Below are 13,845 nucleotides of genomic sequence, written 5' to 3' on the forward strand. Positions count from 1 at the left end.
GATCCCCCCTCCAGACTCCGTCAGAAACTTAAGAAAAGCTGGCTTTTCAGGAGATTGCCTCACCTCCTGCACAAGGCTGAGGGTAAAGTGAATGCGTCACCTGGCCGATACTAATACTTTACTCTCAAGGATCTCACCTGCATGGACCACTCGCTTGCGTCCTACAACCCGGCACTGGTCGCCCTGAGCCTTGGCATCGCCGCCATCGCTTCGCTCACTGCCCTCGATCTCGCCGGACGCGTCAGAGCGAGCCAGGGCCTTGCCCGCCACCTGTGGCTTGCCGGCGGTGCCTTCGCCATGGGCACCGGCATCTGGTCGATGCACTTCGTCGGCATGCTGGCCATGGACCCCGACTCTCACTTCGCCTACGGGATCCCCCTTACCCTGGCGTCCCTGCTGGCGAGCCTTCTCGCTTCCGCCTTGGCACTGGCAACAGTGCAGTCAGGCCACCTCACCGGTCCTCGACTGGCCGTCGGCGCACTGATCATGGGTAGCGGCGTCTGCCTGATGCACTACATCGGTATGGAGGCCATGCTGTCGGTAGACAGCCTGCGCTACCGACCGGACCTGTTTGCCCTGTCCGTGGTCATCGCCGTGCTGGCCTCGGCGGTCGCCCTCAGCCTGGCCTTTCGACTCAACCCGGTGGGGGGACGCTCCCCGCTGTGGCAACGTGGCCTGGCCTCGCTGGTCATGGCCGCAGGCATTTCGGGCATGCACTACACCGGCATGGCCGCCACCAGCTATCGCACCCTGAGCTACTCGGCCTCGGCCCCGGGCATCGGCACCGACCAGCTGGCCATCGTGGTGGCGCTGATCGCCACCTGCATCATGCTGGCAGCGTTGATGATGTCGATCTACGACGCCCATCTGTCCTCGCGCAATGCTCAGCTGGCACGTTCGCTACAGCAGGCCAATCAGGAGCTCAAGGACCTGGTCCATCATGACGTCCTGACCCAACTGCCCAACCGACTGAAGCTCGAGGAGCACCTCGACGAACTGCTCGAGGACAACATCGATACCTTCGCGGTGTTCTTCGTCGACCTGGACCGCTTCAAGCAGGTCAATGACGGCCTCGGCCACCATGTGGGTGACGAGCTGATCAAGGGCGCGGCCCGACGCCTGCAGATGGCGGTGCGCGACAGCGACCTGGTCGCCCGGGTGGGCGGCGACGAATTCATGGTGGTCACCCATCAGGTTGCCAGGCGCGGCGACGCTGAAGCGCTGGCCCAGCGCATCGTCAGTTCGCTGGACAAGCCCTTCCAGATCGGCAACAGCATGGTCAAGGTCTCCACCAGCCTGGGCATCAGCCTTTACCCCGACCACGGGCGCAGCAAGCACGCCCTGATGGTCCACGCCGACGCCGCCATGTATCGCGCCAAGCAGCAGGGACGCAACAACTTCCAGTTCTTCGCCTTGGACATGACCTCCGAGGCGGACCGGCGCAGTACCCTCGAGCGACGCCTGACCCAAGCCATCGAGGAAGATCGCCTGAGCCTGGCCTATCAACCGAAGATCCGCGTCGACAGCGGTGAGGTCTCAGGCGTCGAAGCGCTGCTGCGGTGGCACGATGAGGAACTCGGCCAGGTCACCCCTGACGAGATCATTCCCGTCGCCGAAGACTGTGGCCTGATCCTTCCCCTGGGCGCATGGGTGCTACGCACCGCCTGCCGGTTCTCGAGCGAGTGGCTCAAGGAGTCCGGCGAGCCATTGCCGGTGGCGGTCAACATCTCGGCCATTCAGCTCAATCATCGCGGCTTCGTGGCCACCATCGAGGCTGCGCTTGCCGAATCGGAGCTTCCCCCTCACCTGCTGGAACTCGAACTGACCGAAAGCACCCTGGTACAGAACCCTGATCGCGCCCTGGAAGTACTGAGTACCCTGCGCAACATGGGTGTGCTGCTGTCCATCGACGATTTCGGCACCGGCTATTCCAACTTGACCCAGTTGAAGTATCTGCCCGTGGACCGTCTGAAGATCGACCGCACTTTCATGCAAGGCGTGGTCGATTGCGAACAGGACGCGGCCATCGTCCAGGCGGTGATCTCGCTGGCCAGGTGCCTGGGGCTTCATATCATCGCAGAAGGTGTCGAGAACGAAGAACAGCTGGCCTTTATCCGCCAGTTGCAGGGCCACGAGTACCAGGGCTACCTGTTCAGCAAACCGGTCCCGGCCGAAGAGCTCAAGGCACTGTTGGCCAAGGGTCACCTCGTGGCAGCGGCCGCAGCGGAACCCCGACACGTCCCCCGGGACACGCCGGTGCGCGAGGCCCGCCTATCAGGACTCGAGCCTGAAGGCAGACCTTCCCACCCCACTGGCATCGCCTGAGCGATCGTCCGATACCGTCGATACAGGCTGCTTGACCTAGCCGGTCAGGCAGCGTCACCCTTCTGCCACCACGACAACAACACTCCGCAGCGCAGAGATCGCCGCCATGTCCAATGCCTTTCGCGCCCCGCCCCCGGCGCACCAGGAATCCCCGCCGCTGTCCTCCCCGGAGCGGCTGGTTCATCTGCTGTCCAGAGTCGCCGACAAGGACCGGGAGGCCTTCGCCGAGTTGTACGAGGCCAGCGTGGCGAAACTCTTCGGCACGGTGTTACGTATCTTGAAGCAGCAGGCCTGGGCCAACGATGTCATCCAGGAGGTCTACGTGACCATCTGGCAGAAGGCCGGACGCTTCGAGAGCGAGCGCGCCTCCGCCATCACCTGGATGGTGACCATCGCCCGCAATGCGGCCATCGACGAGCTGCGCAAGGCACCGACACGGCCCACCGAGAGCGACAGTATCCTCGAGAACTGGGTCGCCGAGACGCCCTCCGCCTACGATCAGCGTCACCAGGACGAGACGTCGACACAGCTGACGTTGTGCCTTGATGAACTGGAAGAGAGCCGGCAGCAAATGGTGCGCCTGGCCTATCTGGAGGGCTGGTCGCGGGCCGAACTGGCAAGCCACTTCGACCAGCCGGTCAATACCGTCAAGACCTGGCTGCATCGTGCACTGAAACAACTCAAGGGGTGCCTGGGATCATGAGCGACCGCGACGACAAGGACATGCTGGCCGCCGAGTTCGTGCTGGGCACCCTGGATCGTGACGAGCGCGACAGGGTGCGCCGCCAGCGTCAACACGACAGCGAACTCGAGCAGCGTATCGGTGAATGGGAGAGCCGGCTGGCGCCTCTGGCCGACGAGATCCAGGACCTCACCCCGGGCCCGGACCTGTTGCCGCTTATCCAGCAACGCATCAAGGCCATCGAGGACGCCGCGCGTGGCGATACGGCATCCGACGCCCCCCCGAGCACCGCCAGCGTCACGCCGCTGCACCGACGCCTGGCCTTCTGGAAGGCCGCCACCGGCCTGTCCAGCGCCGCGGCGGTCATCCTGGCGGCGGTGCTGCTGGCACAGCCGTCTCCGCCCACCAGTGAGTCCAACTTTGTGGCGGTGTTCCAGCAGGACGATCGCCAGCCCGCCTTCATGCTCAGCGTCAACCTGGAGCAGCGCCGCCTGCATGTCCGCCCGGTCAGCGCCGAACCTCTGCCCGACCGCTCCTATCAGCTTTGGATCAAGCATGATGATCTGGGCTCCGCTCCCCGGTCCGTCGGTGTACTCGACGATGACCTGAGCCTCGACCAGGCCGCCCTGCGCGACTACGAACCTGAATTGCTGAAGCATGCCACCTTTGGCATCAGCGTCGAGCCTCCGGGTGGCTCGCCCACCGGCCAGCCCACCGGCCCCGCCATCCACGGCTACCTGTACCCCACCGAGCCCAGCGGCGGCCAGCGTCTCTGAGAATTTCAGCCCTCACTGAAACCTTTTCGCCTCCCCTGCGTAGCTAGTCGATGACCCCGCCACCGGCAATGGCCGATGGCGGGGTCATCGTGGCGGGCGTGGGTTTCGACACCCTCGAGGCGTACGCCCCGCACCACGACTTCCCTGCTTGGCCACTCGTTCGAGTGGCCTTTTTTATCTGGACGTCGGCTCTCGCCTTGGCGTCAGGGCACAACATTTTTTTCGATGACCTGAAACCCACCGTGGCATCGGCACGTAGCTGTTATCAACTCGGCAGCCATCCTGTCGTGGAGCACCTTCGGCAAGCCAATCAGCAACACCAGGAGACCATCACCATGTTCAAGCCATTGGCAGCACGTACCCTCATCACCTCAGCCCTCCTCGCCGGCGCAGCCACCCTGGTCACCGGCGCCCAGGCCGCCCACCATGGAGAGATGGACGAGGCCGGCCATCTCGGCGTCTGGGCCGAAGATCAGTCAGTGGAGAGCGGCACCGTCACCGCCGATCGCATCGTCGCCGAGAACAACGGTTGGCTGGTCGTCCACCGTACCGACGAAAGCCACAAACCAGGGCGCGTTGTCGGTCACGCCCCGCTCAAGGCCGGTGAGAACACCGACATCGCGGCCATCCTGACCGAAGAAGCCAGCAGCGGCGAACATCTGATGCTGATGCTCCACGGCGAGGACGGCGGCATGCAGACCGGCATCTTCGAATACACCCTGGGCGCCAGCGAAGACGGCCCGGTCAAGGTCGACGGCAACCTGGTGATGAGCGTGATCACCGCTCAATGACACCAGCCCCCTCCTTTTGACGACTTGGCGAGGGCCCTGCCCCTCGCCTTTTTTGTGCCTGCTGCTCGCCCTTCGTACCCCACCGCTGTCCTTCCGCGCCGGCCTCCCGGCCTTTGCTGTGCCTGCTGCTCGCCCTTCGTACCCTGCCTTTGTCCTTCTGCGTCGGCCTCCCGGTCTTTCCTGTGCCTGCCGCTCTTCCTGCTCGCGCCAGCCCCCGCAAAGAATCCTCTTTGATGACTTCACAACGCCTCTTGAAGATTGTATAAAATATAAAACCTGATCAACGACGCCCAGATGATCGTCGATCACCACAACCGACAACAAACCGGGGTACTCCATGCAACGCGTACACGTCATCGATTCCCACAGCGCCGGCGAGCCCACGCGCCTGGTCATGGACGGCTTTCCGACGCTTGCCGGCGCCACCATGGCCGAGAAACGCGACTGTCTGCGCGACCGACACGACCACTGGCGCCGCGCGGTGATGCTGGAACCCCGCGGCCACGACGTGCTGGTCGGCGCACTCTACTGTGAGCCGGTATCTCCGGACGCAACCTGCGGGGTGATCTTCTTCAACAACGCCGGCTACCTGGGCATGTGCGGTCACGGCACCATCGGCCTGGTCGCCTCGCTGCATCACCTGGGCCACCTCAGCCCCGGCGACCACCGCATCGACACGCCGGTGGGCCAGGTCGAGGCGACCTTGCATGCCGACGGTGCCGTGACCGTACGCAACGTCCCCTCCTACCGCTACCGCCGGCAGGTCGCGGTGGAAGTGCCCGGCCACGGCATGGTCCATGGCGACATTGCCTGGGGCGGCAACTGGTTCTTTCTGGTCAGCGACCATGGCCAGCGCATCGCCCTGGACAATGTGGAGACCTTGACCGGCTATACCTGGGCCATTCGTCAGGCGCTTGCAGGCCAGGGCTTCACCGGCGATGACGGTGGCGAAATCGACCACATCGAGCTGTTCGCCGATGACGACGAGGCCGACAGCCGCAACTTCGTGCTGTGCCCCGGCAAGGCCTACGACCGATCCCCCTGCGGTACCGGCACCAGCGCCAAGCTGGCGTGCCTGGCCGCCGACGGCAAGCTCGCTCCCGGCGAACGCTGGCGCCAGGCCAGCGTCTGCGGCGGCCTGTTCGAGGCGAGCTATGAATGGCAGGGCGATCAGATTCGCCCCAGCATCACCGGACGCGCCTTCATGAGCGCCGACAGCACCCTGCTGATCGACGAGCAAGACCCCTTCGCCTGGGGCATCGGCGGCTGAAGCCCCAGCGGCTGGCGCCCCAGTACCCGACGACGGCCATTGACGTTTTTACCCACCGGCGGCTGCCCAAGAAGGGCGGCGCCTCCCTGACCCCGTGACACCGTCCCACTCAAGGACCCGACATGAACGACAATATCTTTACCGGCTGCATCCCCGCCCTGATGACCCCTTGCACCAAGGACCGCCAGCCCGACTTCGACGCCCTGGTCGCCAAGGGCCGTGAACTGATCGAGGCCGGCATGAGCGGCGTGGTCTACTGTGGCTCCATGGGCGACTGGCCGCTGCTGACCGAGGCCCAGCGCCAGGAAGGCGTCGCCCGCCTGGTGGAAGCCGGCATCCCCACCATCGTCGGCACCGGCGCGGTCAATTCCCGCGAAGCGGTATCCCACGCTGCCCACGCCGCCAAGGTCGGCGCCCATGGCCTCATGGTGATTCCCCGGGTGCTGTCTCGCGGCACCTCGGTGACCGCCCAGAAGGCACACTTCGCCGCGATCCTGGACGCCGCGCCGGACCTCCCCGCGGTCATCTACAACAGCCCCTACTATGGCTTTGCCACCCGCGCCGACCTGTTCTTCGAATTGCGTCGCCAGCATCCCAACCTGATCGGCTTCAAGGAATTCGGTGGCGCCGATGACCTGCGCTACGCCGCCGAGCACATCACCTCCCAGGATGATCAGGTCACCCTGATGGTCGGCGTCGACACCACCGTCTTCCATGGCTTCGTCAACTGCGGCGCCACCGGCGCCATCACCGGCATCGGTAACGCCCTGCCCCACGAGGTGCTGACGCTGGTGGCCCTCAGCAAGAAGGCTGCCAAGGGCGATGTCGAGGCCCGCCGCCGGGCCCAGGAACTCGAGCAGGCCCTGGGGGTGCTGTCCTCCTTCGATGAAGGTGCCGACCTGGTGCTCTACTACAAGCACCTGATGGTGCTCAACGGTGACGAAGAGTATCGCCTGCACTTCAACGAGAGCGACGCCCTCAGTGATGCCCAGCGTCGCTACGTCGAGACCCAGTACGACCTCTTCCGCACCTGGTACGCCGGCTGGTCAGCCTCGCTCGACCTGTCCTGAAGCCCGACATGTCCTGAAACCACCGGGGAGGCTCGCTCGACGCCGGGCCTCCTGTTGTGTTTGGCATGGGCGACAGGGGCGTTGGCACAACACCCCTTTCGCCCATGCTGCTTCCCGCACGTCCCCCTCGACAGGAGAGTCAAATGACACTGGAAGGCAAGATGCTGATCGGACAGGACGCCGTGACTGGCAGCCAGGCGCCGATCCACGCCATCGACCCCGCCACCGGCAAGCGCCTGGAGCCGGCCTACCCGGGCGGCAGCCAGGCCGAGGTGGAGCGCGCCTGCGCCCTGGCAGAGGCCGCCTTCGATGACTACCGCGAAACCACGCTCGAGACACGCGCCCGTTTTCTCGAGACCATCGCATCGGAAATCGAGGCACTCGGCGATGCGCTGATCGAGCGCGCTATGCAGGAAACCGGCCTGCCCCAGGCCCGCCTTGCCGGAGAGCGCGGACGCACCTGCGGACAACTCAGACTGTTTGCCGACACCGTACGCGCGGGCGAATGGCTCGACGTTCGCATCGACCCTGCCCAGCCACAACGCCAGCCCATGCCCCGTGCCGACCTGCGTCAGCGTCAGATCGCCCTGGGGCCTGTCGCGGTGTTCGGTGCCAGCAACTTTCCGCTGGCCTTCTCGGTGGCCGGCGGCGACACCGCTTCGGCCCTGGCCGCTGGCTGCCCGGTGGTGGTCAAGGCTCACTCGGCCCACCCCGGCACGTCGGAGCTGGTCGGCCGCGCAGTACAACAGGCGGTGGCCCGGTGCGAGCTGCCCGAAGGCGTGTTTTCGCTGATCTTCGGCTCCGGCCGCGTGGTAGGCCAGGCGCTGGTCGAGGACCCCCGCATCAAGGCAGCCGGCTTCACCGGCTCTCGCTCTGGCGGCATGGCCCTGTGGCAAAGCGCCCAGCGCCGACCGGACCCCATCCCCTTCTACGCAGAGATGAGCTCGATCAACCCGGTGTTCCTGCTGCCCGAGGCGCTCAAGGCCCGCGGCAAGGACCTCGGCGAGGCCTTTGTCGGCTCACTGACCATGGGCGCCGGACAGTTCTGCACCAACCCGGGGCTGGTGATCGCGGTCAAGGGCGAGGCCCTGGACGCCTTCATCGAGTCGGCCGCCGAAGCCGTCAAGGCCGCGGGCGCCCAGACCATGCTGACCCCGGGCATCCATGACGCCTACACCCAGGGCGTAGAGACCCTTGGCGACAGCGACAAGGTCCGAGAAATCGCACGTGGGCCGCAAGGCGAAGGTGTCAATCAGTGTCAGGCGGGTCTGTTCGTGGCCACGGCCAGTGACTTTCTCGGCGACGAAGCACTACAGGGCGAGGTATTCGGTTCGACGTCCCTGGTCCTGGAGTGTGCCGACATAAGTGAGGTCAAGGCGCTGGCCGAAGGTCTCGAGGGCCAGCTGACCGCCACCCTGCAGATGGACGACGGCGATACCGAGACGGCCCGCGGCCTGCTTTCGATCCTCGAACGCCGGGCCGGACGTATCTTGGTCAACGGCTGGCCAACCGGGGTCGAGGTATGCCATGCCATGGTGCATGGTGGCCCTTTCCCCGCCACCTCCGACGCCCGTACCACCTCGGTGGGCAGCGCCGCGATCCAGCGCTTCCTGCGCCCGGTGTGCTATCAGGATCTGCCCGAAGCGCTGTTGCCCCAGGCACTGCGCGACGACAACCCCTGGGCCCTTGGCCGCCTCATCGACGGCAAGCGCGAGGCCTGAATCAGGTCCCTTGCCCAGGCGCCGCCCCCTGCCCATGGACATTCATCGCGGTTTGTATACAGTGTGCAATAACATCCGATGGGCAGAGAGAGGCTATGGCGACTTTCAAGACACGCGCACAGTTCGTCGCGGATGACCTGCGCAGGCGTATCCTGGGCGGAGAGTTCCAGGGGGGAACCCAGCTGCGCCAGGATGCCCTGGCAAAGGACTATGACGTCAGCCGTATTCCCGTGCGCGAAGCCCTGCTGACCCTGGAGTCCGAAGGGCTGGTCGAGTTCCATGCCCACCGCGGTGCCTTTACCACCGAACTGTCGGTCGCCAAGATTCGCGAACTGTTCGACCTGCGAGTATTGCTCGAGACCTACGTCCTGCGCCATGCCATCAGCGAGTTGACGGAAGACGACCTGCTCAAGGCAGAGCGCATCCTCGAGAAGTACGACGATGCCCTGAACAGCGGCGGCGAGATCGACAACTGGAGCGAGTACAATTTCGCCTTCCACCAGGCCCTCTATGCACCGGCCAGGTTGCCCGAAACCCTGGCGTTGATCAGTCAGCTCAACACCAAGTCGGATCGCTACATCCGCATGCAACTGCTCTACACCCAGGAGATCGAAAAGGCCGAGCGCGAACACCATGGGCTGCTCGACTTCGCCCGCCAGGGCAAGGCCGACGAGGCCTGCGAATTGCTCCAGCGCCATATTCAGGAAGCCTGTGAAGGCATCGTGACCCTGCTCGAAGAACGCGCCCAGCGCGGCGACGCCGACTGAAGCGCCATCCCTCCCCTTGTGCTTACCCTGTCGGCGCCTTGCGGGCGCCGACTCGCTAGAACCCTGGCGTCGCCGCAGCCCCCTGAACGTCCGCGGATGAGCTGCCCGCTTTCACTATCGTCGCCCTTGGCCTGCCAGGGGCGTTATCGCCCCCGTCGGCGCCAGCCGCCTGTCATCAAGGTTCCCCCCTGCGCTGGCTTGTTCAAGGCCCTGCCCTGAACGCACCGTCCTGACGCTCCATCCCCTTGGCACGTTTTCAGCGCTCCGAACACGGCGCATTCCTTTGCGCTCCAACCCCAGCGCGGCTTTCTCGGCGCCCCGAACCCGGCGCGGATTTCCAGACGCCCCGAACCCGGCGCGTTCCTTTGCGCTCCGACCCCAGCGCGGCTTTCTCTGCGCCCCGAACACGGCGCGTTCCTTTGCGCTCCGACCCCAGCGCGGCTTTCTCTGCGCCCCGAACACGGCGCATTCCTTTGCGCTCCGGCCCCAGCACGTCGTTCATGCGCTCCCCCTCAGTGTATCGCCCATCCAGACCGTCCAGCGGATAACGCCAACGTTGAATATCGCCGCTATTGATCCGAAAGGGCACCTATCTTATATTTTATACAATCGACAAAGACAAACGCTGCAGAGGCAAACCATGGGTTCACCCGGCTCGCGACAAGACCGCCAACCCGGCGACACGCGCATTACCGTGATCGGTGCTGGCGTCATCGGCCTCGCCTGCGCACTCGAGCTGCGCCGCCAGGGCTTTTCGGTGCAGGTACTGGATCGTCAGGCTCCCGGCATGGGGGCGTCATACGGCAACGCCGGGCACATGGCCACCGAACAGGTCTTTCCCATCGCCGACGCCTCGATCCTGACGCAGCTTCCCGCCATGCTGCGTGATCCGATGGGGCCACTGCGACTGGACTGGCGCTACCTGCCCCGCGCCCTGCCCTGGTTCACTCGTCTGTTGCTGAACCTGCGCTCAGCCCCCTACGCCAACAGCGTGGCCGGGATTCGCGCCCTCAACGAGGCCAGCCTGGACGCCTGGCGCAAGCTGCTCGATTCGATCGATGGCCGCCATCTGATGAAGGAGGACGGCTCGCTGCTGGTCTATGAGCAGGACCAATCAAAGCCCCAGACCGACCAGCTGGCCGCCGCCATGTCGGCCCAGGGGGTAGCCCTCGAATCCTGGTCGGGAGACGCCATACGCGAGCTCGCGCCGTCCCTCTCGGCCAAGCTCCGTGGTGGCCTATTCTTCCCCGCCACCGCTCATGTGGTCGACCCCGCCGCCATCACCGCTGCCCTGGTCGACGCCGCCCGCCAGGAAGGCGTTACCTTCGCCACGGCAGAGGTACGCGCTGCCCGTGTCCATGGCCAGGGCGTCAGCCTCCAGACCGATTCTGGGGCGCTGGACTGTGAACGGGTACTGCTGGCCTGCGGCGCCCACTCGGCCCGCCTGGCCGCAGACCTCAGCGGTCGCCGTGTGCCACTGGATACCGAGCGTGGCTATCACCTGATGCTGCCGGCAGAGCGGCACCGATTGCCGGTGGCGGTCACCTCGCTGGAGCGCCGCTTCATCATGACGCCGATGAGTGACGGCCTGCGCCTGGCCGGCACTGTCGAATTCGCCGGCCTCAAGCGCCCCCCCAACATGGCCCGCGCCTGGCAGCTCCACCGCCTGAGCCAGGGTCTGTTCGAGCACGACCTGGACAGCACCGATGCCAAGCCCTGGATGGGCTTTCGCCCTTCCCTTCCCGATTCGCTGCCGATCATCGACAGCGCCCGGGACGGCCGCGTGCTGCTGGCCTTCGGCCACCACCACCTGGGACTGACCCAGGCCGCTGTTACGGCACAGCTTGTCGCCCGCCTGGCGACGGGGCGGACGGTCCCAGCGACCGGATCCGGCCCGGTGTCACTCCCGCCACTATCGCCACTCCCGCCACTGTCGCCCTATCGGCTCGAGCGCTTCTGAGCATGACCGCTCGGCCCCTGCACCGCAGAACCCACAACAACACCAAAGGAGATCCCATGACGTCGTCTTCCACCCCCATCCGCCTACCCGGCATGGCCGAGGTTCTGGCCGTCATGATCGGCTTCATCGCCATCATGTTCTTGAGCATCAATGTCCTTGGCCTGCCCATCCAGCTTGCCCTATTCGCCTCCTGGTTTCTGGTCATGGCGCTGGGCGTCAGGCTCAAGATCCGCTACGCCAGCATGCAGGAAGGACTGATCAACGGCATTCACAACGGCATGGAAGCCGTGCTGGTGCTGACCACCGTCGGCGCCCTGATCGGCACCTGGATCGCCGGTGGCATCGTGCCGAGCATCATCTACTACGGTCTGACGGTGATGGACCCGCAGATCTTCCTGTTCGCCGCCTTCATCATCTGTGCCCTCACCTCGCTGGCCACTGGTACCTCATTCGGTACCGCAGGCACCGCCGGTGTCGCCATGATGGGCATCGGCCACAGCTTCGGCATCCCGCTGCCGCTGGTCGCCGGCGCGGTGATCTCCGGTGCCTACGTCGGCGACAAGATGTCGCCGCTGTCCGATACCACCGTGATGACCGCCTCGCTGTGCAAGGTCAACCTGATCGACCATATCCGCTCGATGATGCTGGTCAGTGCACCGGCAATCCTGATCGCCGGCGTGCTGTTTCTGGTGGTCGGCTTCTTCTTTATCGACGGCAACGTCGACACCTCCCGTGCCACCGTCGCCATGCAGGCGCTGGAGACCCACTTCACCATCAGTCCCTGGCTGTTGCTGCCGGCGGTGATCGTGATCGGCCTGCTGACGCGCCGATTCCCCGCCATCCCGGTAATCACCTTCGGCGCCGTGCTGGGCAGCATCTGCGCCTGGTGGGCCCAGGACGTGTCTCCGGTCGATGCCATTCGCATCGCCTATGACGGCAACGCCATGGCCTCGGATGTGGAATTCCTCAATACACTGCTCAATCGCGGCGGCATCCAGTCGATGCTCGGCGTGGTGGCACTGATCCTTTTCGCCCTGGGCCTCGGTGGCCTGATGGACCGGGTCGGCATCCTCAAGGCGATCAGCAACGGCTTCCTGCGCTGGGCCAACAACCCGGGCCGGCTGACCCTGTCGACCATGCTCGGTGGCTTCTTCGGCAACTTCTTCGGGGGCGCCGCCTACGTCTCGCTGATCACAGCCAGCACCATCACCGAGAAGAACTACGATGATCAGGGCATCGATCGTCGGGTACTGTCGCGCAACGCCGAAGCCGGTGGCACCGTGACCACCCCGATGGTGCCCTGGACCGATGGCGGCGTCTTCATGGCCACCACCCTCGGCGTATCCACCATGGCCTACCTGCCCTTCCTCTGGTATCACATGCTGGTCATCGCCATCTCGCTGTTCTACGGCTACGCCAATATCGCCATCTGGCGCACGACGTCGTCCGCCGAGAAAGCGACCACCTCCAGCGGCGAATTTCAGACCACCTAACGAGCCTTGAACAGCAGGCAACCAAAAGCCCCCGCTCGCCTTCACGGTGAGCGGGGGCTTTATCTTGTGCAATGGGGCCAAACAACCAAGGCCTAGCCCAGGCAGTGCTCCAGCACCTCTTCCATGGCCTCGACCAGGCGACGGCATCGGCCATCGTCCATGGCGTGGGCATGCGGTGACGAGAAGCCCTTGCCGTCGTTGTCGTAGTACTGGCCGCCGGCGTTGCCGAACTCCTCGGACAATGCTGCCCGGACCAGGATGTCGACGCCGATGGACAGGTCGTTGCCGGCCACGCCAAAGCCTTCCTTGACCATCTTGCTGGCCAGCAAGGAGCCGGGGTTGACCGCCACCACCATGGGATCACAGGCACTGGACCTGGCGGCCAGGTCGCGGGTCCACATGATCAGCGCCAGCTTGCTCTGGGCGTAGGCGTCGAAGTCACCGTCGGCGTCGGCGGTGCCGGCAAGCGCCGCCAGCGACACCGGCGCCTGGGCGGCAGAAGCCAGATTGACCACCCGCCCCTTGTCTCCGAGCAAAGCCGCCAGGCGACGGGCCAGCACATAGGACGCCAGGGTATTGACGGCAAATCGCACATCGAGGCCGTCTGCGGTACGGGTGTCCGGGGTGCGGTAGACCCCGGCGTTGTTGATCAGCACATCGATGCGCTCATCGCTCTGCTCGACCTCCGCCGCCAGCGCCGCCGCTTCGGCCAGGCGCGACAGGTCGGCGACATGCCCAGCGGGCACCTCGCCTTGCGAGATCGCTGCCAGCTGCTCACGGGCCGCCGCGAGCTTGTCCGGGTTGCGTCCATGCAGGATGACGCGATGGCCCTGGCGCGCCAGCTCGCTGGCGGTGGCAAGGCCAATCCCATCGGTGGACCCGGTGATCAATATCGTCTTCATGGCAATCTCCTGGCGGCGCCGGTCACCGGATAACGGTGCGGCGACATGTTTTCCCCCATGCTAGTGCAGCCCTGTGCCGACGATAAGC

The 13,845-nt window shown here is 65.3% G+C and carries 11 protein-coding genes; 10 read left to right on the forward strand and 1 reads right to left on the reverse strand.

Annotation, left to right across the window (positions count from 1 at the left end; all coding sequences use genetic code 11):
- Positions 1 to 141 precede the first annotated feature (141 nt).
- From RBB39_RS19130 to nhaC, 10 genes are all read left to right on the forward strand, one after another.
- Positions 142 to 2,325: a bifunctional diguanylate cyclase/phosphodiesterase gene (locus RBB39_RS19130; protein WP_306169299.1), complete on the forward strand. Its 2,184-nt coding sequence runs from the start codon at positions 142 to 144 to the stop codon at positions 2,323 to 2,325.
- Between the two features lie 106 nt (positions 2,326 to 2,431).
- Complete coding sequence (locus RBB39_RS19135) at positions 2,432 to 3,028, forward strand: sigma-70 family RNA polymerase sigma factor (protein WP_045992553.1); 597 nt, start codon at positions 2,432 to 2,434, stop codon at positions 3,026 to 3,028.
- A complete protein-coding gene (locus tag RBB39_RS19140; RefSeq protein ID WP_222568813.1) occupies positions 3,025 to 3,783 on the forward strand; it encodes an anti-sigma factor domain-containing protein in 759 nt (252 codons plus the stop codon). The genes RBB39_RS19135 and RBB39_RS19140 overlap by 4 nt, the downstream gene beginning before the upstream one ends.
- A 335-nt stretch (positions 3,784 to 4,118) precedes the next feature.
- The gene (locus tag RBB39_RS19145; RefSeq protein WP_306169300.1) at positions 4,119 to 4,574 is read left to right on the forward strand and encodes a hypothetical protein; all 456 of its coding nucleotides are present in this window, start codon (positions 4,119 to 4,121) and stop codon (positions 4,572 to 4,574) included.
- Positions 4,575 to 4,911: 337 nt separating this feature from the next.
- Positions 4,912 to 5,844, forward strand: coding sequence for a 4-hydroxyproline epimerase (locus RBB39_RS19150; RefSeq protein WP_222515852.1), 933 nt, complete (start codon positions 4,912 to 4,914; stop codon positions 5,842 to 5,844).
- Positions 5,845 to 5,966: 122 nt separating this feature from the next.
- A complete protein-coding gene (locus RBB39_RS19155) occupies positions 5,967 to 6,914 on the forward strand; it encodes a dihydrodipicolinate synthase family protein (RefSeq protein ID WP_045992549.1) in 948 nt (315 codons plus the stop codon).
- 143 nt (positions 6,915 to 7,057) lie between these two features.
- Entirely contained in the window at positions 7,058 to 8,635 is a 1,578-nt protein-coding gene (locus tag RBB39_RS19160; RefSeq protein ID WP_306169301.1) for an aldehyde dehydrogenase (NADP(+)), read from the forward strand.
- A gap of 95 nt (positions 8,636 to 8,730) precedes the next feature.
- Positions 8,731 to 9,402 (forward strand): GntR family transcriptional regulator, encoded by a 672-nt coding sequence (locus RBB39_RS19165; protein WP_045992547.1) that lies wholly within the window; start codon positions 8,731 to 8,733, stop codon positions 9,400 to 9,402.
- A 640-nt stretch (positions 9,403 to 10,042) separates the two neighbouring features.
- Entirely contained in the window at positions 10,043 to 11,362 is a 1,320-nt protein-coding gene (locus RBB39_RS19170) for an FAD-binding oxidoreductase (RefSeq protein ID WP_306169302.1), read from the forward strand.
- 56 nt (positions 11,363 to 11,418) lie between these two features.
- A complete protein-coding gene (gene nhaC, locus RBB39_RS19175; protein ID WP_306169303.1) occupies positions 11,419 to 12,855 on the forward strand; it encodes a Na+/H+ antiporter NhaC in 1,437 nt (478 codons plus the stop codon).
- 92 nt (positions 12,856 to 12,947) lie between these two features.
- Here nhaC and RBB39_RS19180 read toward each other — a convergent pair whose 3' ends face one another.
- Positions 12,948 to 13,757: an SDR family NAD(P)-dependent oxidoreductase gene (locus RBB39_RS19180; RefSeq protein ID WP_306169304.1), complete on the reverse strand. Its 810-nt coding sequence runs from the start codon at positions 13,755 to 13,757 to the stop codon at positions 12,948 to 12,950.
- Positions 13,758 to 13,845: the final 88 nt, after the last annotated feature.

This window comes from Halomonas sp. MMSF_3323 (assembly GCF_030733595.1).
Taxonomy (GTDB): domain Bacteria; phylum Pseudomonadota; class Gammaproteobacteria; order Pseudomonadales; family Halomonadaceae; genus Halomonas; species Halomonas litopenaei.

Excerpts from the sequence above, each read along its gene's own strand:
- RBB39_RS19130 (WP_306169299.1), top strand. The coding sequence starts at position 142 with ATGGACCACTCGCTTGCGTCCTACAACCCGGCACTGGTCGCCCTGAGC.
- RBB39_RS19135 (WP_045992553.1), top strand. The coding sequence starts at position 2,432 with ATGTCCAATGCCTTTCGCGCCCCGCCCCCGGCGCACCAGGAATCCCCG.
- RBB39_RS19140 (WP_222568813.1), top strand. The coding sequence starts at position 3,025 with ATGAGCGACCGCGACGACAAGGACATGCTGGCCGCCGAGTTCGTGCTG.
- RBB39_RS19145 (WP_306169300.1), top strand. The coding sequence starts at position 4,119 with ATGTTCAAGCCATTGGCAGCACGTACCCTCATCACCTCAGCCCTCCTC.
- RBB39_RS19150 (WP_222515852.1), top strand. The coding sequence starts at position 4,912 with ATGCAACGCGTACACGTCATCGATTCCCACAGCGCCGGCGAGCCCACG.
- RBB39_RS19155 (WP_045992549.1), top strand. The coding sequence starts at position 5,967 with ATGAACGACAATATCTTTACCGGCTGCATCCCCGCCCTGATGACCCCT.
- RBB39_RS19160 (WP_306169301.1), top strand. The coding sequence starts at position 7,058 with ATGACACTGGAAGGCAAGATGCTGATCGGACAGGACGCCGTGACTGGC.
- RBB39_RS19165 (WP_045992547.1), top strand. The coding sequence starts at position 8,731 with ATGGCGACTTTCAAGACACGCGCACAGTTCGTCGCGGATGACCTGCGC.
- RBB39_RS19170 (WP_306169302.1), top strand. The coding sequence starts at position 10,043 with ATGGGTTCACCCGGCTCGCGACAAGACCGCCAACCCGGCGACACGCGC.
- nhaC (WP_306169303.1), top strand. The coding sequence starts at position 11,419 with ATGACGTCGTCTTCCACCCCCATCCGCCTACCCGGCATGGCCGAGGTT.
- RBB39_RS19180 (WP_306169304.1), bottom strand. The coding sequence starts at position 13,757 with ATGAAGACGATATTGATCACCGGGTCCACCGATGGGATTGGCCTTGCC.